The following is a 21,769-nucleotide window of genomic DNA, read 5'->3' as shown; positions in this document are numbered from 1 at the left end:
CAGGTTATTCTCCCAATTGCTTCACGATATCTTCCGCAATTTTCTCCGATCCGAGCATGCCGCGGGACAGCGACCAGTCGCGCCGTTCCACCGTAAACACTTTGTTGCCCGCGACGGCGTCGATTTTTTTCCATAACGGGTTGCTTTCCCATTGATTCACGATCGTCACTTTATCCGTAGGCATCAGGAACAGCGCTTGCGGGTTCGTTTCGACAAGCTGCTCCAAGGTCAGCTGCGGATAAGCGGCGTCGTTCTTAACGGGATCGGTGAAGCCCAGCATTTTCACAATGGAGCCGGTGTAAGAGTGGTCCGAGTGGGCGAAGAAGCCTTTCGGGTTCACGACAGCCGGGAGCACGGTCAAAGAGGCGCGGCTGATTTGTTTCTTGGCCTGCTCCATTTTCGCCTGATGCTCCTGCAGGCGCTTTTTCCCTTCCGCTTCCTTGCCGACTGCTTTGGCGGCGATCATGTAGTTTTTCAGCATTTGGTCGTAATCGGGTTGAAAATCGTTCAGCACGAGAATCGGCGCAATGGCTTTCAGTTGGGTCAGCGCATTTTTGTGCTTGTTAATATCGACGATAATCAGGTCGGGCTTCAGCGAGCTGATCAATTCGATATTCGGCTCGTAGCGGGACCCGACGGAGGTATATTGCTTCAGCTGGCTTTTGACGGAGTCCATGAACAGCTCGGGCGCACCGTCGTCGGCAATCCCGACCGGCTGCACGCCAAGCGTCACCAGCATATCGGTGAAGCTGAAATCCATCGTCACGACGCGCTCGGGCTTCTTCGGCAGGGTGACGGTTCCGGTCGCGTCCTCCACGGTGATCTTCCCGTCTTGGGGAGCGGAAGATGGTCCGCCGGCTTGGCCCGGTTGGGCTTGATTCGAAGCCGGTTGGCCGCAAGCGGCAAGCGCGAGCACGAAGACGAGCAGCAAGGTGGTGCGGAGTGTGCGGTTGATCCAAAGATGCATGTTGCTATCCCCCATGATAATGATAATTATTCTCACTTATTGTAGTCGCATCTTCGTTCTTAGGCCATGTCCAATTTTATGATGAAGCATGTTATATTTTTAGATTTCTGACCGGTTTCGTTGAAAGGCCGTCGGGGAACAGCCCACTTCCTGCTTGAAAATACGGCTGAAATGAAAATAGTCCGCGAAGCCGACCCGCTGCGCGATTTCTTTGGCGGGCAGACGGGTTTGCAGAAACATCTGCTGCGCCTTCCGGATGCGGAGACGGCGCAAATAGTGGGTCATTGTCGTTCCGGTATGCTTTTTGAACAGCACCGTGTAATGTCCTTCGCTCATTCCGGCCCGCTGGGCGAGCATCGGGAGGGTAAGCTTCAGCATATAGTGCTCGTTGATATAGGAGAGGGATTCCTTGATGGCGAGGTCGGATGACGGCTCCTCTTGTCTCATGTGCGTTTCGTACAGAAAGATAAACAAGATCCGCTCCAGAATGAGACGCTTTCTGAACCGCTGCACGGCTTCCTCGTCTTCGGAGTCGGTGCGGATCTCCTCGGCGGTGCGGATGAGCTCGTCCAGCATGTATTTGATCTTCACTTCGCTGTGCGTGCGAAGCGTGCCGTGCAGCGTCCAAGCGCTGTTCTCCGGGTATACGCGGTAGGTGACCACGGCGTACTCGGCCTCCTTTGTCTTCGGCACCTGGAGGTCGAAAGGGCCGTGCGCCGGATGGCAGGCGAAGCCCTGCGTGACGACGACCGGCTCCTGGCCTTGGGCTGATAAAGTAACGTGCCCGCAGAGGACAATGATGACCAGGTGGATGTCCGGACCGCAATCGATGAGCCGGGAAGCCGTGCCGGATTCGACGGTCTCGAATACCGGAATCATTGCGGTAAGTTGTTGAAAATGCATAAAGGCGCAGCCCTTCTTCCCGTCAAAGTTTCTGTTGCAAAAACCGCCGTCAGCGGACGCTGATCCCGGGTTCCGGGTCATTGGCTACCATTGATATTGACATATTTATACGCGGAGATACAAGAGGGGGAGGATGGAAAGCGGAGCAGCTGGCGGGCGTTCGGAGAGCGGGCAGCGAGAAGGGTTCCGGGAAGGCAATGGCCGTGCGCAAAGAGAATTTATCCGTCAGCTCGCCGGGAATGCGGTTATCTGCTGGATTGGTCTAGGGTAGACAAGACTTGCGTGACGCGAGCTTCCATTCGCTCCAAGGTGGATACGCAGGACCTCTCCGAAGTTCTATGGAAATGCTTGGACAAGATGAGCTAACGGTTAGTCCGGCAAAAACTTATTGAACTGGGTTACAGCGATCGTCATTGCCGGCGGATACAGATGTTAGCCATCGACCGGTTAGCAATGCTTGGCCTTATCGTCCTGAAAGAATAAGACATGTCCGTTCTGCTGTGGCCGTTCATGGCCGATCTAAGGCCGAAAATTTGCAGAAAGGCGTGGCGTGATGATAGTGAACCAAAGATGGATACGTGCAGAAGAGTCGCCGCAGGCGGCTCTTTTTTGTGCCGGGCGATCATTCATACATAAGATGGCAGGGGAGGCGCCAGAGTGGATGATGCTTATACAGAAGAGCAATTTAACCTATGGATATGTATCGTTACAAGCTTCAAAGCCGGATTTTCATGGCTTCACTATGCGAAATTTCAATACGGGTATATCAAAAAGAGATTGCCAAACGACAAGAAGTTACATGGCATGCGACAATTTTTGCACCAGATAATGCCGTTTTTCTGCGGGTTAATACCAAATACACTCAAATAATAACAACAAAGGTATGATATGCATGAAACATAAATTATAGGAGGTTTATGATTATGAAAGTAAAAAATCTTGTTGTGGCTTCCGTATTAGCTATCCCTCTATTATTAGGCTTTCAAGGAGCAGCCACCCAAGCGGCAGCGCAGTCAAATAATGTCGTCCAGAAAAAAATCCCCACCGATCCGTATACTATAAAAGTTGGCAAGACAAAGGAATTGTACTCGGCAAAAGGTTACGATTATGATATTGCCGCAACTGACCCGGAAGCTAGTGCTTGTGCTTCGATCTCTAAGAAGAACGGCAAGTTTTATATTACAGGTGAAGAAGAAGGGACAGCTTTGATGGTTCAGCTAAAGGATGGAAAAACAGTTAAATATTATAACGTTACTTGTGAATAATAATTTAAGGAAAGATTTAAGCACTCCAACCGGGGTGCTTTTTCATTTTGTACGGAAAACCAACTCAACACAACGGGGGATCGAGATGGACATCAGGACGATACCGATAGAACTGATCCACCCTGCCGCATACAACCCGCGCTGCCGGAGGATAAGCTCGGGAATTTCGAGAACGCGAGCTGGATATGGCCGAATTCGACGAGGATCGCTTTAGCTGCAAATGCCCGCGCTGCGGCTTGTTCGATTCTGCAGGTGGGGATGCACCGTGAGACCCGAATGGGATTGGAGCCTTAAAGATCTTGCCTTGGTACCAAAGAATGGCTGAAAGATGTTTAGCTGCTTCTCCTGCGGTGGCGGCTCTGCCATGGGATACAAACTGGCAGGGTACATTATGCTTGGAATGTGGAGGTTGATCCCCAATTATTGAATCGGGTTAAAAATTAGTACGGTGAAGCAATCGAAAATATGCGAATGTTATAAGGATAGGCCGCCATGCTTTGGTTGGTCTTTTTTCCATTTGTCTCAAAGGGAACAGGAAGAAGATTACGCAGCAAAGTTGTTCATTAATATGGTTTATATTCAATATTAGGTATATATAGCAAATAAATTCCAAGCGTGCTACAATGAAATCGAACATCGGAGAACATGGAGGTAATGAAGACAGGGAGGATGAGGAATGAACGCCACGGCTTCAGGAACGTTTCCGCTGACGCAAGCGCAGAAGCGGATCTGGTTCATGCAAAAGATGCATCCCGATTCCGGTTTCATGAACTTTGGTTTGTCCGTTAAATTTTTGACGCGCGTATCTCCCGAGTTGTTGAAGAAAGCCATCGCCCAATTCATTTTGGAAAACGACTCCATCCGGCTCTCAATCACCACCTCAGTTTCGGACGATCCCGGCATGCCCCGACAGTATATCAGCCCCGAGGATCCTCCTGATATTCCGCTGCTTGATTTCCGCAACGAGCAGGCGCCGGACCAGGCCGCACGCCTTTGGATCGACGCCGCAACCAGACAGCCTTACCCGCTTGAAGCTTCCCGGCTCTATGATTTTGCTCTCCTCAGCCTTTCCGAAACCGAACTATGGTTGTACCTCAAATGCCATCATATCCTTGGAGACGGTACCGCCCTCGTACAGGCCGGGGCCGACATCGTTGACCTGTATTTGTGCTTAGCCCGGGGGCAGGCACGGGATGTTCAAAAGAAGCCTTCCTATCTCGAAGCGATCGACCGGGAGCGCGCGTATCTGGAATCGGACCGTTATGCGCAGGACCGCCAATATTGGGACGAAAAGTTCCGGACGCTGCCGGAACCGGTATCTTTGGCCCGGCTCGGGAATCCGACGGGAGGCATGGAAAGCGGCCGCTACGGGCTTGCGATCGAAGGCAGCAGGAGGGAGCGCATCGATGTCTTCTGCCGGGAGTCGGGCGTCACGCCTTCGGTTTTCTTTCTTGCCGTTTTCTACGCCTATTTGTATTGGATGACGGGCCAAAAAGATATTGTCCTCGCCAGTATAACCGGGAATCGGACGAGCCCCCGGGACAAACACACCTTCGGCATGTTCGCGGGTACGGCTGCTCTGCGCTACGAAGTCGATCCGCAGCATGCTTTTACATCTCATTGCCAAGCCCTTGCCAAAGAATATAGGCGCATGCTGCGCCACCAAAAATACCCCTACAACCAACTCGTGGCCCGAACAAGAGAGCGTCATCCGAACGCTGGGCCGCTGTATCATATCGGGACGGAGTTTCAAGTGATGCATTTCCGCAAGGACGACGAGATCCGCGTGGCAAGTGAAATTCATTTCAGCGGCTCGATCGCGGATGAGTTGCTTTTTCACGTTAAGGATCATATGGATTCGGGCGCGTACCGGCTGGATTTCGAATACCAGCGGGCGCTGTTCGGCGAAGACGAAATCGCGGCGCATGGCGAGCGGTATATGAAGCTGCTGGACGATGCGCTGTCCCGTCCGGAACGCACTGTGGCAGACCTGCGTCTTCTATCGGAGACCGAGGCCAGGCGGGTTTTGACCGATTTCAATCGGACGGAGCGGGACTTTGGACCACAGCTCACGTTTGCCGAGCTATTCGCCGGGCAGGTCCGGCGGACGCCCGACGCGGTCGCCATCGAATTCAGGGAAGAACGCTTGACGTATCGCGAGCTGGAACAATGGACGCGCCGGCTGGCGCACGGCTTGCGGAACAGAGGCGTGGCGGCGGAAACCATCGTCGCGGTGATGCTGCCCAAGGGACCGGAGCTTATCGCTGCGATGATCGCGGTTCTCCGCGCGGGCGGAGCGTACTTGCCGGTCGACCCGGATTACCCGGCGGAACGGATCGCTTATATGCTGAACGATTCGCAGGCTCAATTCCTTATGACGAAAGGGGAGATTGGACAAGCCATCACGGGCGGGATAGGTAAGGTCATTCCTGTCGAGCCGAAGGAAGCGCAGGGAGGTGCGGTTGAAGAGCTTCAAGATATTTACTGGCCTTTCCCCGGGGAGGGCGATCTCGCTTATATCATCTATACCTCCGGCTCCACCGGGCAGCCGAAGGGCGTCATGATCGAGCACCGGGGACTCGGCAACCTCATTCATGTGATGAAGGAGAGGCTGGAACTGTCCGGCCGTTCGAGGATCTTGCAGTTTTCGTCGTCCAGCTTCGACGCTTCCGTGGCGGAAATTTTCCCCGTGCTGTGCAGCGGGGGGACGCTGGTGGCCGACACCCGCGAGGCGATGCTGCCGGGCAAGCCGCTGGTCGAGTTGATCGGCCAAAAAGCCGTCAATGTGCTCATGCTACCGGCCTCCGTACTCGCGATGCTGTCAGAAGTCCCGAACAGCGCCGGCGCCTTGCGGACATTGGAGACGGTGATCTCGGGGGGCGAGCCTTGTCCTTCCGAAGTCGCTGCCGCGTGGAGCGTCAAGCGGCGCTTTATCAACGCCTACGGCCCGACGGAAGCGACGGTATGGGCAACCGACAGCACGTTCGACGGCGGCAGGCTGCCGCCGGATATCGGCCGGCCCATTGCCAATACGAAGGTATATGTGCTGGACGAGAACCGGAAGCCGGTTCCTGTCGGCGTCACCGGCGAAATGTATATCGGTGGAACGGGACTGGCCCGCGGGTATTGGAACCGTCCCGGGCTGACGGCTGAGCGGTTTGTCGAGGTGGAGCTTGGCCTGCCTGAGGCGGGAGCCGTCCGCTTGTACCGAACGGGAGACTTGGCCCGCTATTTGCCGGACGGAAGTCTCGAATATATCGGGCGGGCCGACCATCAGGTGAAAATTCGCGGCCACCGTATCGAGCTGGGTGAGATCGAAGCCGTGCTCGGCCTGCACCCGGGAGTCCGGCAAGCCGTGGTGGTCGTTCATGACGACGGAAGCGGCCGGCGGCTGGTTGCTTTCGCGGTCCCGGCTGCGGGCGGGACGGACAAGCCGCAGACAATGGAATTACGCGCTTATTTGCAGGAGCGGCTTCCCGCGTTTATGGTGCCGCATTTCATCCGCGTGGTCGACCGGCTGCCGCTGACGCCGAGCGGCAAAGCGGACCGGGCGGCTCTAAGCAAGCTCGGCCTCGAAGAGCCGGCCGCCATGGAAAGCGCGGCTCCGCTCAATCAAGCGGAAGAGGTGCTGGCGCGGATCTGGAAGGAGGCGCTCGGCTTGTCGCGGGTGGGCGTCCGGGATCACTTTTTCGACTTGGGCGGAGACTCCTTCCGGCTGCTGCGCGTTCATCAGCGCGTCAGGGAAGAGCTGGACGATTCTGTGACCGTTGTCGACCTGTTCCGGTTCCCTACGATTCGTGCGCTAGCCAGTCACCTGAACCGGAGCCGGGGAGCAGCAGGGGAGGATGTGCCCGGAAACGGAAGCGACAGCAGAAGCACAAGCACTCACCGTACGGCGTTCCAGCGGAAGGAAGAAATGGAAAGGCAGAAGCGGCTTAGAATGCAGAGGAGGTAAAAATTATATGGAAGCGATTACAAGAGGCGGGGAACTGCGGGGAATTGCGATTATCGGGATGGCGGGGCGGTTTCCGGGAGCCGGCGATTTGGAGCAGTTTTGGACCAATCTGCGAGACGGGCAGGAATCGATTACCTCCTTCAAGGAGCCGGAGAAGAACCGGGTCCATGCCGCGGGAATTCTGGAGGAAGCGGCCGACTTCGATGCCGTCTTCTTCGGGATGACGCCGCGGGAAGCGGAAATGACGGACCCGCAGCACCGGTTGTTTCTGGAATGCGCCTACGAAGCCTTGGAATCGGCAGGGTATCCTCCGACGAGGTGCCCCGAGCGGGTCGGAGTCTATGCGGGAAGCGGCCACTCGGATTATCTCCAGCATGTGCTCAGCCATGACGAGCTTGCGGAATCGTTCGGACCGTTCCAGATCGGCATCGGCAACCACCCGGACTTTCTCGCCACCCGCGTCTCGTACAAATTCAACCTGAGCGGCCCGAGCGTCGCGGTGCAAACGGCCTGCTCCAGCTCTTTGGTGGCGGTCCACATGGCGTGTCAGGCGCTGCTCACGTATGAGTGCGATATGGCGATAGCCGGCGGCGTGTCGGTCAAAGCGGACCAAAAGGCCGGCTTCGACTATCAGGAAGGGGGCATTCTGTCGCCGGACGGGCGCTGCCGCGCGTTCGACGCCAAGTCCCAAGGGACGGCGGTCGGGAACGGGGCCGGCGCCGTCCTGCTGAAGCGGCTGGAGGAAGCCGTGTCGGACGGGGATACGATTCTGGCCGTGATCCGCGGTTCGGCGGTCAATAACGACGGGGCGCAGAAGGTCGGGTATACCGCCCCGAGCGTGGCGAGGCAAGCCGAGGTCGTCAGGGAAGCGCTGGCCGTCTCGGAGATCGACCCGGCCACGATGACCTATATCGAGGCTCACGGCACCGGCACCGCGCTGGGCGACCCCGTCGAAGTGGCCGCCTTGACGGAGGCGTACCGCGAGGCTGCGGGCCGAAAGCAATACTGCGCCATCGGATCGGTCAAAACGAACATCGGCCATCTCGACAGCGCCGCCGGCATTGCCGGACTGATCAAAACGGTGCTGTGCCTGCAAAATAAAATGCTGCCGCCGAGTTTGCATTATACGGAGCCGAATCCGAAAATCGATTTTGCGAACAGTCCTTTCTATGTGAACGACCGGCTCAGGGAGTGGAAGACGGACGGGCATCCCCGCCGGGCCGGGGTAAGCTCGTTCGGCATAGGCGGCACGAATGCGCATGTCGTGCTGGAGGAAGCGCCCTTGGCGGAAACGGCACGGCATCCGGAGGAAGGGGACGCATTCGCCGATGCGGAGACAGGTACCGGGCCGGGTACGGAGAGGGGAACCACAGGCTGGAACGTTATCGTCTTGTCTGCCAAAACGGATACGGCCCTGCGCCGGAAAACGGAGCGGTTGATCGGCTATTTGCAAGCGAATCGGGACGTTTCTTTATCCGATGTGGCTTATACGCTTGCCGCAGGCAGAGAAACATTCGCTAGGCGGCTCGCGGTGGTCGGCCTCGATTCCATGACGGTCGCGGACGGGTTAAAAGCGAAGCTTGCGGACCTGCCGCCGTCCGGCCGGGGGGCTCAAGAGCCCGCGGGAGGCGGCGAACCGGCGCCGGGCGTGACCTTTATGTTTACCGGACAAGGGGCGCAGCACATCTATATGGGCGCCGAGCTGTACGAATCCGCGCCCGTCTATCGCGAGCAGGCGGACCGGTGCGCCGAACGGCTGCAGCCCCTTCTCGGCCTGGATCTGCGGAATGTGCTGTATCCGCCTCCGTCCCAAGCGGAGGAAGCGGCTTCCCTGCTGCGCCAAACCGCTCTGACGCAGCCTGCGCTGTTCGTCCTCGAATATGCTCTGGCCAAGCAGCTGGAGGCTTGGGGCGTTCGTCCGCAGGCGATGATCGGCCACAGCATCGGCGAGTATGTGGCCGCTTGCTTGGCGGGAGTTATGGCCGTAGACGATGCGCTGACTGCCGTTGCCGCACGCGGAAGTCTGATGCAGGAGATGGACCGGGGGGCGATGCTGGCGACCGCGCTGTCCGAAGCGGAAGTGCGGGAGCTGCTGGCCGCGGTGTCCCCGGAGCTGTCCGTGGCTGCCGTGAACGGTCCGATATCCTGCGTGGTGTCGGGGCCCTTCGAGGCGATCGAACGGCTGGAGCAGGCGCTCGGCCGCAGGAACGCCGTATCGAAGCGGCTCGCGACCTCGCACGCTTATCATTCGGCGATGATGGAGCCGATGCTCGAACGGTTCGCCGGGGTCATGCGGGGGATCGCGCTGCATGCGCCGCAGCTTCCTTACGTCTCGAATGTGACGGGAACGTGGATTACGGCCGGGCAAGCGACGGACCCGATGTATTGGGTCCGGCATTTGCGGGACACCGTCCGCTTCGCAGACGGAATCAGGCTGTTAGCGGAAACGGGGCGGGCGGCTTTTCTGGAGATCGGTCCGGGGCAGTCTTTGACTTCGCTGGCCCGGCAGCAAGTCGCCCGGAGCGCGACGTCCGGAGCGCTGGCGGTCAACACGCTGCCTCCGGCGGCTGCGGGCAAATCCGCGTATGCCAGCGTCCTTCAGGCGCTGGGCGAGTTGTGGTCCGCCGGCGCGGACATCGATTGCGCCGCATGGCATGAAGGCAAGACGTGCCGCCGCGTGCCTTTGCCGACGTATCCGTTCGAGCGCTACCGCTACTATTTGGAGAAGAAGGTTCGCGCCGTCCCCGCCGATGCGGGTGTAGCTGGGGGACAGGAGCGCCGGGCGGACATGGCCGACTGGTTCTACGCTCCGGTATGGAAACAAACGTTTCTGCCTCCGCAGCCCCCGGGCTCCGGGGCCGAAGTGCCGCACAAACGGACGTATCTGCTGTTCCACGACCGGCATGGCCTGGGTGAAGCTTTAAGCGAGAGCTTGAAAAGGAAGGGGCACGATGTCGTCGCCGTGCTCGAAGGCAGCGGATTCCGGCAGGTGGAGGAGGACGTGTTTACAGTCCATCCCGCACAAGGCCGGTCCTATGAGGAGCTGCTGCATGCTTTGGCGGCACAGCAGCGCTTCCCGGATGCCGTTCTTCACCTCTGGAACGTCGTCGAGCCGGAGTCGGAGGGGGAGGCCGTCCCTGTCTCCATTGCACAGCGTTACGCCCGGGCGCAGCAGCTTGGGCTCTACAGCCTGATGCATTTGGCCCAAGCGATCGGCATGCAGGTGACGGCGAAGCCGACGGAGCTGATCGCGCTGACCGGCAGCCTGCAATGGGTCGCCCACGAGCAGGTGCGCAGCCCGGAGCGGGCGACCTTGCTCGGGGCGCTGCGGATCATTCCGCAAGAGTACGCGCAGATTCGGACACGCGCCATCGACGTGAGCCTGGCCGATCTCGCTTCGGCTTCCTTCGGGCGGTTGACCCGGCAGCTGCTTCAGGAGATCGAGCATGGGGGAGAGGAGTTTATCGTGGCGTACCGGGGGATGCAGCGCTTCACGCAAATTTACGAAGCGGTCAAGCTGCCGGAAGCCGGTCCTGCGGACGCCGCTTTCCGCGACGGAGGCGTGTATCTGGTGACGGGAGCCACGAGCGAAATCGGCTTGCAGCTGTGCGAGGAAATCGCCCGGACGGCGAAGGTCTCCTTCGTGCTGATCGGGGATGTGTCGTTCCCGGACGCCGACGAGTGGGAGCATTACTTGCGGCATAACGGGGATTCTGGCGATACGTTTAGGATCATCAAGCGCATTCGCGCGCTGGAGCAAAACGGAACGCCTCTGTTCTACGCCAGCGCGGATCTGACCGATGAAGCCGGGCTGCGGGACATTGTGCGGCAAGCGGAGCGGCGGTTCGGCGCGATTCACGGCGTGCTGTTCGCCCAAGAGCCGTACGGCTCGGGCTTGATCCAGTTGGGCGACCGGGGGCGGTCCGAACGGGTCATTGCGCCTCAGGTGCTCGGGCTGCTCGCCTTGGAATCGCTGCTTCGTTCCCATCCGCTGGAGCTGATGATCGTGTTCTCGCGCACGATCTCGTTCACCGGCGGTGTCGGACTGATGGATCAGTGCGCATCCCATCATTTTGTCGACGCGTTTGCCAGATGGCATGCGGCCGCCGGAGGCCGGACCGTCTCCGTGAATTGGGGCATGTGGCAGGATGACGTCTGGGTCCGGAAGCAGACGCAGCTCCCGGCGGACGTCAAGGAGCATATGCTGCAGATGCAGGCGAAATTCGGCATAACCGGAGCGGAAGGGCTGGAGGCGATCCGGCGCATCGCGGCCAGCGGTCTCTCCCAAGCCGTCGTGTCTACGCAAAGCATTCACGATGCGGCGGGCAGCGGCTGGGTGCATACCGCAGGCCACACTGCCTCAGATAGCCGAAATAGCCGGGCAGATGCGGTTTATCCAGACGGTGAACCGTCTCAAGAACCGCCGCAAACCGAGGCGGAGCACAAGATCGCGGCCATCTGGGAGACGCTGTTCGGGATTCCGGGCATCGGCAGACGGCAAAGCTTCTTTGATCTGGGCGGCAATTCGCTGCTCTCGATCCAGCTTGTCGCCCGGCTGCGCCAAGCGTTTCACGGCGACATTCCGATGGATGTCATTTTCCAGTCGCCGACCATTGCCGAGCTGGCCGAATCGATTGCGCAGACGCAGGTCAAGCCGGAGGAGCTGGACGAAATCGAACGCTTGCTCAGCGAAATCGAGAATATGCCGCAAGACGAACTGATGCAGCTACTAAGCCGCGAGGGGTAAGGAGATGGAGAAAATGAGCGGCATTCACGAGCGGCTCGCGGCGCTGTCGCCCGAGCAGCGGGCGCTGCTGGAGCGGCGCCTCAAGCAGCAGGGGCTCGCGGCGCCGGATACGGCAAGCGGCGCGAAGCCCGGGCAGGGACAGGCTGCGGCGGAAGCGGCTTTTGTCCCGAAGCGCAGGCGCAGTGGGGCGGCCATGGATTTCAGCCTGTTTTTCTTCTCCGGCGACGGCTCGACCACGGACCGCCATAAATACGGTCTGCTGATGGAATGCGCGGCGTTTGCGGACCGGCACGGGTTTAAGGCGGTGTGGACGCCGGAGCGGCATTTCGAGGAGTTCGGCGGGCTGTACCCGAATCCGTCGGTGCTCAGCGCGGCCCTGGCGGCGGTCACCGAGCGGGTCGAGCTGCGAGCGGGAAGCGTGGTGCTCCCGCTGCACCACCCGGTCCGGTTCGTGGAGGAATGGTCGGTCGTGGACAACCTATCGGGCGGCCGCGTGTCGGTCGCTTTTGCCACAGGCTGGCATCCCGCCGATTTTATCCTCGCGCCGGTGCAGCACCCGGACTATTATGTTCACCGCAAGGAAGAGCTGTTCAAGTCCGTCGAGCAGGTTCGGACTCTATGGAGCGGGGAGGCGGTTCCTTTTACGGACGCCAGCGGGGCGGTGCACCGAATCAAGACGCTGCCCCGGCCGATCCAAAGCGAGCTGAACCTGTGGATCGCCACGAACGGCAACGAGGAGACGTACCGTCAAGCCGCCGGGATCGGGGCAGGCATCCTGACCGGCATTCTCGGGAACGGCTTTGCCGAGCTGGAGGGCAAGATCGAGCGGTACCGCGAAGCGCTGCTCCGGCATGGCTACGACCCGCAGACGAAGAAGGTCGCGGTCATGCTCCATACCTGCCTCGGCGAGAACGACGAAGCGGTCCGGGCGAAGGTGGAGCGGCCGCTGAAAGAATACCTCAAGACCTTCTTAAGCCAGCAAAGGCGTATTCTCGAAGACTACGATGGCATGACCGACGCGGACTTCGAGGCGATCGTGTCCCGCGCCTTCGACAAGTACTACCGCGAAAGCTCCCTGCTCGGAACGTCCGAGAAATGCGCGAAGCTGGTGGAGACGCTCCGCGACATCGGCGTCGGGGAGATTGCCTGCCTGATCGATTTTGGCGTGGACCGGGAGACGGTGATGGAAAGCTTGACATTGCTATCCGAATTGCAGCGGAAATTCGCCTATGACAAGGAGCTGATCTCATGAAGAACCTGACCGACCGTATCCAATCGCTGACGCCGGAGCAGCGGGCGCTGTTCGAAAAGCGGCTCAAGCAAAAAAACTTGAATGCGCAGCAACTAAGCCCGAATCCGGCAGCCGCAGCGATCCCCCGGCGGAACCATACGGGCCCGAGCCCGCTCTCCTTCGATCAGGAGCGGCTCTGGTTCTTTAACCGGATGCACCCGGAATCGCATGCGTACAACGTGTACGGGGCCGCCCGTTTGAGAGGAAAGCTGCATCATGGGGCGCTGGAGTACGGCATCAACGAAATCGTCAAACGCCACGAGGCTTGGCGGACCGTTTTCGGACGCGTCGATCCCGTGCAGATCGTGCTGCCCGAGCTCCGCGTCAGCGTCCCCGTCGTGGACCTGCGGGATATCCCCGGGGAAGAGCGGGAAGCCGTCGCCCAGAAGCTGATGCGCGAAGAGGTCCAGCAATTGTTCGATCTGGAAAAAGGGCCGCTCATCCGCTTTAAGCTGTTTACGCTGTCGGATACGGAATCGACGCTCGTCTTGACCATTCATCACATTGTCATCGACCGGCTCACCTTCTCGATCTTCTTCGAGGAGCTGATGGCGCATTACAAGGCGGCGCTCGCAGGCGTCCCCGCTGAACTCCCTGAGCTGCCGATCCAGTACGCGGATTATGCCGAATGGCAGCGGAATTACTTGCAGGGCGAGACCCGGGAGAAGCTGCTCGCCTTCTGGAAGGAGCAGCTGAAGGATTGCGAGTACGTCCTCGACATTCATACGGACTTCCCCCGGCCGCCGGCGATCACTTACCGGGGAGCGCGCGTTTTCCTCCGGTCGTCGAAGGAGATTTTGGACGGGCTGAAAGCGATTGCCAAACGGGAAAACGCTTCGGCCTTCATGATCGTGATGGCGGCGTTCAAGGCGCTGCTCTACCGGTATACCGGGCAGGCCGACATTCTGGTCGGGACTCCGCTTGCCAACCGCAACCGGATTGAGATGGAAAAAGTGATGGGATATTTCCTGACCATGGGCACGCTGCGTTCGCGCATGTCGGAGGAGATGAGCTTTATCGACCTGCTGCGGCAGGTGCGCGACACCGCCAGGGAGGTCTACAAGCATCAGGAGCTGCCGGTCGGTCTGCTGCTGGACGAACTCAGGGTTCCGATCGATCCGAGCCGCAACCCGCTGGTGCAGGCGGTATTCGTGTATGTGGACGTGACGGAGGAAAAGTTCGCGCTCCCCGGGCTGGAAGCGGATATCGAGATGATCGACGGGGAGACGGCCAAGTATGACGTCACCATCGGCTTGACCGAAACGGAAGACGGGCTGGATGGCTTTCTCGAATATTCCCCGGATCTGTTCCGCCGGGAGACGTTCGAGCGCATGAGCCGGCATTGGGAAGCCCTGCTGGACAGTATCGTGCGCAATCCGCATCAATCCCTTCACGAGCTGGCGATGCTGTCGGATGAAGAACGGCAACAGCTCATTGACGAATGGAACGAGACGGCGCAGCCGTTCCCGGACGATGCATGCATTCATCATCTGTTCGAGAGACAGGCCGAGCTTACGCCGGATGATCCGGCCGTCGTGTATGGCGGCCAGTCGATGACGTACCGGGAGCTGAACCGGCGCGCCAATCAGGTCGCCCATGCTTTGCGGAAGCGGGGAGTCGGCAGGGAAACGGCTGTCGGCTTGATGATGGAGCGCTCGTTCGAAACGGTTGTGGGCCTGCTCGGCATTCTGAAAGCGGGGGGCGCGTACGTCGCCATCGATCCGGCTTATCCGGCCGAGCGGGTTCGCACGATGATCGAGGATTCGGGAATCGAAGTCCTGCTGACCCAGCCTAAGCTGGCGGACGCGGATTCGATCCCGGCGGTGCAGCACAGACTCGCGCTTGACGGTACGTGGCAATCGGTTGCGGAGGAGAGCGCGGACAATCCGCGCGTCGAAGCGGACGCGCGCGATCTGGCTTACGTGATGTATACGTCGGGATCGACGGGCAAGCCGAACGCGGTCGCGATCGAGCACCGCAGCGTGTGCAATGCGATCGAAGAGGGCATCGGGCTGTTCGGCTTGTCCAGAGGCAGCCGGATGCTGCAATATGCGTCGACGACGTTCGATGCGTCGGTCTTGGAGATTTTTGCGACGCTCGCCTCGGGCGCGGCGCTCTGCCTCGTCAGCCCGGAAGCGACGGCGGGAGGCGAGGCGCTGCACCGGTTTCTGGAGGAGCAGCGGATGACGGCGATGGTGCTGACGCCGTCCGTCTTGTCCACGCTCACCCCGGCCCGGCTGCCCGATTCGCTGCGTACCGTTGGAATGGGCGGGGAAGCATGCTCGCTCGACATTCAAGCGTGGCTATCGGATTCCAGACGTTTGCTGAATCTGTACGGCCCGACGGAGGCGACGATTTTCGCAACGGCTCACGAATTCGAGGCGGACAGTCTATCCGCTTGCATCGGGCGTCCTGTCGCCAATACGCAAGTTTATATTTTGGACGAGAGCTTGCAGCCCGTGCCGGTCGGCGTGCGCGGGGAAATGTATATCAGCGGGGCGGGGCTGGCCCGGGGCTACCGCAACAATCCGGAGCTGACCGCCGAGCGGTTCGTGGACCATCCGTTCCGGCCCGGCGAGGTCATGTACCGGACGGGCGATTACGGCTGCCGGCTGCCGGACGGAAGCATCGAGTACCTCGGGCGGCGCGACGATCAAGTGAAGCTGAACGGCATCCGGATCGAGACCGGAGAGATCGAAGCCGCGCTGACCGGACATCCGGCGGTCAAAGAAGCCGCTGTTCTGGTCCGGCAGGTCGCGTCTGCATCCGCACCCGCGAAAGTCCTCTGCGCCTATTACGTCGCGGATCGGGAATTGGATGCCGCAGAGCTGCGTGCGCTGCTGTTGAACCGGCTGCCCGCTTACATGATTCCGGCTCATTACGTGAGGCTGGACGCTTTCCCGCTGACGTCCAGCGGCAAGCTGGACCGGAAGCGGCTCCCGGAGCCAACGGCGGCCGGCGGCCCGGCAGCGGAGTTCGTCCCACCGGAAGGCGAGCTGGAAGAGCTGATGGCTTCCGTATGGCAGGAGGTGCTGGGAGGAGAAGCGATTGGGCGCGAAGACAACTTTTTCCATCTAGGTGGCGATTCCATCAAGGCGATCCAGATCGCATCGCGATTGTACCGCAGAGGCTGGGACCTTGAGATGAAGAAGATCTTTTTGACCCCAGTGCTGAAGGAGCTTTGCCTCGATCTCAAGCCCGCCGACGGGCAGATGCAGATCTCACAGGACGCCGTGGAAGGAGCGATTGCGGATACGCCGATTGTCCGGTGGTTTTTTGACCGCGACTTCGCTTCTTCGGCCCATTGGAATTTGGCGGTCATGCTGCACGCGGAGAGCGCTTTGGACGAAACCGCCTTGAAGCGGACGCTGGAAAAACTGGCCGAGCATCATGACGTTCTGCGGTCCGTGGTGAGGGACGAAGGGGGCCGCAAGCTGCTGTATAACCGGGGACCGGCGGACCAGCCGCTGATCGGTTTCGAGGTCGTGGCTCTGGACGGCGGCGATTCGATGGAATCAGCCGTTCAGGCGCACGCCAACCGGCTGCACGAGAGCATCGACCTGGCGAACGGTCCGCTGATGAAGACCGTTTTGTTCCGGACGCCGCAGGGCGATCATTTGCTGCTCGTCACTCACCACTTGGTGATGGATTGGGTGTCGTGGCGAATTGTGCTGGAAGATTTGGAAGCGGCTTACGAGCAGGCGCTGACCAACGAGGAGGACATCGTCATGCCGCCCAAAACGCATTCGTTCCAAGCCTGGGCGGAAGCTGTGCAGCAGTACGCCCGAAGCGGCGAAGTACTGCGCGAGGCCGATTATTGGGCGGCGGTTGAGAGTAAGCCGTGCGTGCCCGTGCCAAGGGACTTCGAGGCGATGGGCAATCTGACGAAGGACGAAGCCCAAGCGATGTTCACACTGCCGCCCGAAGAAACGGAGCGGCTGCTGAAGCAGGTTCACCGCGCTTACAATACGGAAATCAACGATATTTTGCTGACCGCCTTGGGCCTCACGTTGAAGGAATGGATGAACACGAACCGGATCGTGATTCATCTGGAAGGCCACGGCCGGGAGAACGTCGTCAAGAACATGAACATCACCCGTACGGTCGGCTGGTTTACTTCGCAGTTTCCGGTCGTTCTGCCGATGGAGCATACGGACGATTTGGGTTACCAGATCAAATCGGTCAAGGAGCATTTGCGTCAGCTGCCGAATCACGGGATCGGCTACGGCCTGTTGAAATATATCACGCCCCGGGAAAGCGTACCGGGCTTGACGTTCACGCAGCAACCGGACATCTGCTTCAATTACCTCGGACAGATCGATACCGATCTGCGTAAGCGGTGGTTCGGTCCGTCGCCGTGGCCGGTCGGCCGTCTGACAAGCCCGGAAGCCGAGCGAACGGCTTCGCTTTTCATTACGGGCTATGTGCAGGACCGGCGTCTTCACGTCACGATAGACTACAACCGCACGCATCACCGTCACGAGACGATCGAAGCTTTGCTGGACAAGCTCCAAAACCGCCTGCTGGACCTCATCCGCCACTGCGGGGAGCAAAACGCCGCCGAAGCCACGCCCAGCGACCTGGGCTATAACCGGCTGACACTGCAAGAGCTGGATCAGCTCTACGATCTGGTCGATACGATCGAGTAGCCTTTCCGGCTGCGGCGCTACAGGAGGAACTGCCCATGAATTCCAAGGACAAGATCAAAAAAATCTACCCGCTGGCTCCTTCGCAAGAAGGGATGTATTATCTCTGGCTCTCGGATAAGGAGTCCCGGCACTCTTTTGTACAGATCGAGGCGGTGCTGCGGGGAGAGCTCGACGTCTCCCGGCTGGAGCAAAGCATGGATTCCCTCGTGAAGCGCTACGATATTCTGAGAACGGTATTCGTTCACGACAATTTGCCGCGTCCGCTGCAGGTGGTGATGAAGGAGCGGAAATTCCGCCTGCATTTCGAGGACGTGTCGGAGCTGGCGAAGGAACGGCAGGAGGCGCATCTGCGCCAATGGAAGCAGGATAACAAGGCGCGGGGCTTCGACCTCAGTAAAGATCTTCTCGTCCGAATGGCCGTGTTCCGGACAGGTCCGCAGGAGTACCGCTGGATCTGGTGTAACCACCATATTATTTTGGACGGCTGGTCGTTCTCCCGGGTGTTCCAGGAGCTGCTGGACAATTACCGCCTGCTGCAAGACAAGCGGGAGCCCGTGACCGTGGAATCGTCCCCTTACAGCCATTACCAGGAATGGCTGGAGAGACAGGATAAGAAAGCGGGAATTGCTTATTGGCAAAAGACGTTGGCCGGGTTGGAGCGGTCCCGGGGCGGTTTTCCTGTCATCGCGCAGGCCCATTCTTCCGCTTCGGACCCTTCGAGCAAGCCAGCGGTCAAGCCTGTGGTTATGAGCGTCAACGCGGAGCTGGGCCAAGCGCGGATGGACCGGCTTCAGCAGCTCGCCAGAGCCTGTCAGGCGACGATCAATTCGGTGTTTCAGGCGGCATGGGCGATCGTGCTGCGGCAGTACATGCAGAGCGATGACGTCGTATTCGGCTCCATCGTGTCGGGAAGGCCCGCCGAGGTGAAGGGGATCGAGGAGATGGTGGGACTTTTTCTCAATACGATCCCCGTTCGTATCCGGCTGTCCCCCGGACAGCCTTTTGCGGAATGCCTCAAGCAGGTGCAGCGGCAAGCGTTGGAGTCGAAGGCATACGATTTTGTCCCCTTGCAGGAGATGAATCAGGCGACCGATGTGAAGCATCGTCAACTGGATCATCTGATGATCTTCGAAAATTTCCCCTTCGACCGGAGGTACGTGGACAATGTCGAGTCGAAGGACGGCTTAGGCTTCGAGTTCGCGGATATTCGTGCCGAAGAGGAGACGGAGCATTTTAATATCTACGTCTACCCGCAGGATGCCGCCATGAAGTTTAACTTCAACGCGTCGCTGTATGAGCCGTGGCTGATGGAGCAGCTCAAGGACCAATTCATCGGCGTGCTGGATCAGATCATGGCGGACGAAACGGTGCCTGTCGACCGGATCGAGGTGCTGACGGCGGGGGATAAGCGGAAGCTGCTGGGAGGCTTTTTCCAGTCGGTCCGGTACGAGCAGGCGGATCGGACGCTTCATGCCTGCTTCGCGGATCAGGTCCGCAAAACGCCGGATCACCCGGCCTTGATCTGCGGCACTCGCACGCTGACGTACCGCGAACTGCACGAGCGTTCCAATCAACTGGCCCATGTGCTGCGGCGCAGAGGAGTGCAGCCTGACGACCGTATCGGCCTGCACGCGGAACGTTCCGTGGAGATGATCGCAGGCATGCTGGGCATCCTGAAGGCGGGCGCGGCCTTCGTCCCGATCCCGCCGGACTATCCGGCCGACCGGCAAGCCTATATGATCGCCGACAGCGGCATGAAGCTGCTGCTGACGACCTCGCCGCTAGAGGAGATTCCTTTTTCCGGGGAATGCCTCGATCTCAGGGACCCGGAGCTTAACCGCGCCGACCGGGAGGAGTTGTTGTCGCTTTCGGGCAGCCGCCATTTGGCCTACGTCATCTACACCTCCGGGACGACTGGCAAGCCGAAAGGCGTCCTGATCGAGCACCGGGGAGCGGTCAATACGGTTCTGGCCCGCCGGGCGGAATATCCGTTCGACGGGACGGCCCGGGTGCTTCAATTGTACTCGTACGCGTTCGACGCCTTCCTGTCCTGCCTGTTTACTCCGCTGCTATCGGGCTCGACGGTGGTGCTGGCCACGGATGAGGAAGCGCGGAATCCGCTGGCGCTCCGCTATCATATTCGCGACCGGCAGGTGACGCATCTCGACTGCGTGCCCAGCGTGTATACGGCGCTGGTCGAATGTCTCGGCGAGGAGGATGCCCGTTCCCTGCGCGTGGTGACGTTGGGCGGGGAGCGGCTGCCCGCCAAGCTGGTGAAGCGGAGCAGGGAGCAGTTCCCGCATATCGAGCTGGTGGACGAATACGGTCCGACGGAGAATAGCATCGTGACGACGCTGGAGCGGAACGTCGTGCCGGAGCGGCCTTTATCTATCGGGAAGCCGCTGCCGAACACCCGCGTTTATGTATTGAACGACGACCGAGGTTTGGTCCCGGTTGGCGTGACGGGCGAGCTGTGGATCGCGGGCAGGGGGCTGGCGAGAGGCTATCTGAATCTCCCGGAGCGGACGGCCGCGTCGTTCACGGCCGATCCGTTCTATCCCGGGGAGCGCATGTACCGTTCCGGTGACCTGGCCCGCTGGCTGCCGGACGGGCGGCTGGAATATATGGGCAGAAAAGACGAGCAGGTCAAAATCCGGGGCTACCGCATCGAGCTCGGAGAGATCGAAAGCGTGCTTCGGAGCCACGAGCGGCTGAGTGAAGCAGCGGTGACGGCTTGGGACGGGGCGAGCGGCGACACCATGCTGTGCGCCTATTACGTTTGTGCCGCTCCTGTCTCTGTGGAAGAGGTTAAGGCATTTGCCGCGGCACGGCTGCCCGCTTTCATGGTGCCGTCCCACTATACGGAGCTCAGCGAGATGCCGCTATCGTCCAACGGCAAAATCGACCGCCGGGCGCTGCCCCAGCCCGACGTGACGGCTCGTGAAACGGCGGAGGCGGGGGTGCAGGCCATCCCGAGTAATCCGTGGGAGCATCGGCTGGCGGCCGCGTGCAGGGAGATTTTGGAGAGGCCGGAGATCGGCGTCACGGACGATTTCTTCGAAGCGGGCGGCAGCTCGCTCCATGCGATGCTACTCGTGTCGCGGGTCCAGCACGACTACCGGGCAGAGCTTCCGCTGCACGTCATTCTGGAATCGTCCACGATCCGGGGCATGGCCGCCTTCTTGATGGATAACAGCAAGGCGGAGCCTCAGCCTATCGTACGCTTGAATAAAAAGGAGCGGCGCAAAACGCTCTTCTGCTTCCCGCCGATGGGTGGTCTCGGGATCGCGTATTATGAGTTCGCTAAGCAGATGGACGACTGCACGATCTATGCGCTGGATTATATCGATCATCCCGACCGGATGGAGCGCTATGTGAAGCTGATCTCTGCTGTGCAGAGGGAAGGTGATTATACGTTCTTGGGCTACTCCGCCGGAGGGAATCTGGCGTTCGAGGTGACCAAAGCGATGGAGGCGGCCGGGTACCGCGTGTCCGATGTGATCATGCTGGACGCTTATCGTAAGACCGAGCCGGAGCCTGTGACCGACGAAGAGCTGCAAGCGATGTGGGAGAGGTATATTGCTACCCCCGTGATTCGAGAGTTCTATAAAAATTTTCGCATCAACGAACAAGATCTGGATCGCTTGAAGCAATATTCGTTCTATATTTATTTGCTGGATAATATCGGCACGGTCCATGCGGACCTGCATGTCGTTCATTCCACGCAGCCGGAGGACGAGCTTCGTCATCCGGCGAAGGATGAAGCCGATCAACAGTACCGGAATTGGCAAGGGGCCACTTCGGGTCGGGTGACGTATTATCAGGGCGTCGGGGGACATGAACGGATGCTGGACCCCGAGCATATGCAAGCGAATGTGGAGATTATCAAGGGTATTCTGGGATCGGCGGTTGTGCGGTAGAGGCAGGGTTGAAGGCTCGCATCGGGGGTTCGTTCCCGGTGCGGGTTTTCTTTTTTGCGGGTCGCGGGCTAC

8 protein-coding genes are annotated in these 21,769 nt (G+C 59.6%); 6 read left to right on the top strand and 2 right to left on the bottom strand.

Annotated elements, in window-relative coordinates:
• Positions 1-4 precede the first annotated feature (4 nt).
• On the bottom strand, positions 5-967 hold the full coding sequence (locus tag PEH01S_RS04815; protein ID WP_127484138.1) for an ABC transporter substrate-binding protein: 963 nt from the start codon (positions 965-967) through the stop codon (positions 5-7).
• Positions 968-1,066: 99 nt separating this feature from the next.
• A complete protein-coding gene (locus tag PEH01S_RS04810; protein WP_127484137.1) occupies positions 1,067-1,870 on the bottom strand; it encodes a helix-turn-helix domain-containing protein in 804 nt (267 codons plus the stop codon).
• Positions 1,871-2,793: 923 nt separating this feature from the next.
• On the opposite strand from PEH01S_RS04810, the gene PEH01S_RS04805 reads away from it, so the two are divergent.
• The 6 genes from PEH01S_RS04805 to PEH01S_RS04780 all read left to right on the top strand — a co-directional run bounded on the left by PEH01S_RS04805 (position 2,794) and on the right by PEH01S_RS04780 (position 21,697).
• Entirely contained in the window at positions 2,794-3,135 is a 342-nt protein-coding gene (locus tag PEH01S_RS04805) for a hypothetical protein (protein WP_025844728.1), read from the top strand.
• A gap of 676 nt (positions 3,136-3,811) precedes the next feature.
• Entirely contained in the window at positions 3,812-7,090 is a 3,279-nt protein-coding gene (locus PEH01S_RS04800) for a non-ribosomal peptide synthetase (protein ID WP_127484136.1), read from the top strand.
• Between the two features lie 7 nt (positions 7,091-7,097).
• On the top strand, positions 7,098-11,837 hold the full coding sequence (locus PEH01S_RS04795; protein WP_127484135.1) for a type I polyketide synthase: 4,740 nt from the start codon (positions 7,098-7,100) through the stop codon (positions 11,835-11,837).
• A gap of 13 nt (positions 11,838-11,850) precedes the next feature.
• Complete coding sequence (locus PEH01S_RS04790; RefSeq protein WP_127484134.1) at positions 11,851-13,089, top strand: MupA/Atu3671 family FMN-dependent luciferase-like monooxygenase; 1,239 nt, start codon at positions 11,851-11,853, stop codon at positions 13,087-13,089.
• Positions 13,086-17,777 carry a non-ribosomal peptide synthetase gene (locus tag PEH01S_RS04785; RefSeq protein WP_127484133.1) on the top strand — a complete coding sequence of 1,564 codons (4,692 nt, stop codon included), beginning with the start codon at positions 13,086-13,088 and terminating at the stop codon, positions 17,775-17,777. The genes PEH01S_RS04790 and PEH01S_RS04785 overlap by 4 nt, the downstream gene beginning before the upstream one ends.
• 35 nt (positions 17,778-17,812) lie before the next feature.
• Positions 17,813-21,697: a non-ribosomal peptide synthetase gene (locus PEH01S_RS04780; protein ID WP_127484132.1), complete on the top strand. Its 3,885-nt coding sequence runs from the start codon at positions 17,813-17,815 to the stop codon at positions 21,695-21,697.
• Positions 21,698-21,769: the final 72 nt, after the last annotated feature.

The sequence above is a fragment of the Paenibacillus ehimensis NBRC 15659 genome (assembly GCF_004000785.1).
Classification (GTDB): domain Bacteria; phylum Bacillota; class Bacilli; order Paenibacillales; family NBRC-103111; genus Paenibacillus_G; species Paenibacillus_G ehimensis.
This window is presented reverse-complemented; position numbering and strand designations above follow the sequence as displayed.

Excerpts from the sequence above, each read along its gene's own strand:
- PEH01S_RS04785 (WP_127484133.1), top strand. The coding sequence starts at position 13,086 with ATGAAGAACCTGACCGACCGTATCCAATCGCTGACGCCGGAGCAGCGG.
- PEH01S_RS04805 (WP_025844728.1), top strand. The coding sequence starts at position 2,794 with ATGAAAGTAAAAAATCTTGTTGTGGCTTCCGTATTAGCTATCCCTCTA.
- PEH01S_RS04780 (WP_127484132.1), top strand. The coding sequence starts at position 17,813 with ATGAATTCCAAGGACAAGATCAAAAAAATCTACCCGCTGGCTCCTTCG.
- PEH01S_RS04790 (WP_127484134.1), top strand. The coding sequence starts at position 11,851 with ATGAGCGGCATTCACGAGCGGCTCGCGGCGCTGTCGCCCGAGCAGCGG.
- PEH01S_RS04815 (WP_127484138.1), bottom strand. The coding sequence starts at position 967 with ATGCATCTTTGGATCAACCGCACACTCCGCACCACCTTGCTGCTCGTC.
- PEH01S_RS04795 (WP_127484135.1), top strand. The coding sequence starts at position 7,098 with ATGGAAGCGATTACAAGAGGCGGGGAACTGCGGGGAATTGCGATTATC.
- PEH01S_RS04800 (WP_127484136.1), top strand. The coding sequence starts at position 3,812 with ATGAACGCCACGGCTTCAGGAACGTTTCCGCTGACGCAAGCGCAGAAG.
- PEH01S_RS04810 (WP_127484137.1), bottom strand. The coding sequence starts at position 1,870 with ATGCATTTTCAACAACTTACCGCAATGATTCCGGTATTCGAGACCGTC.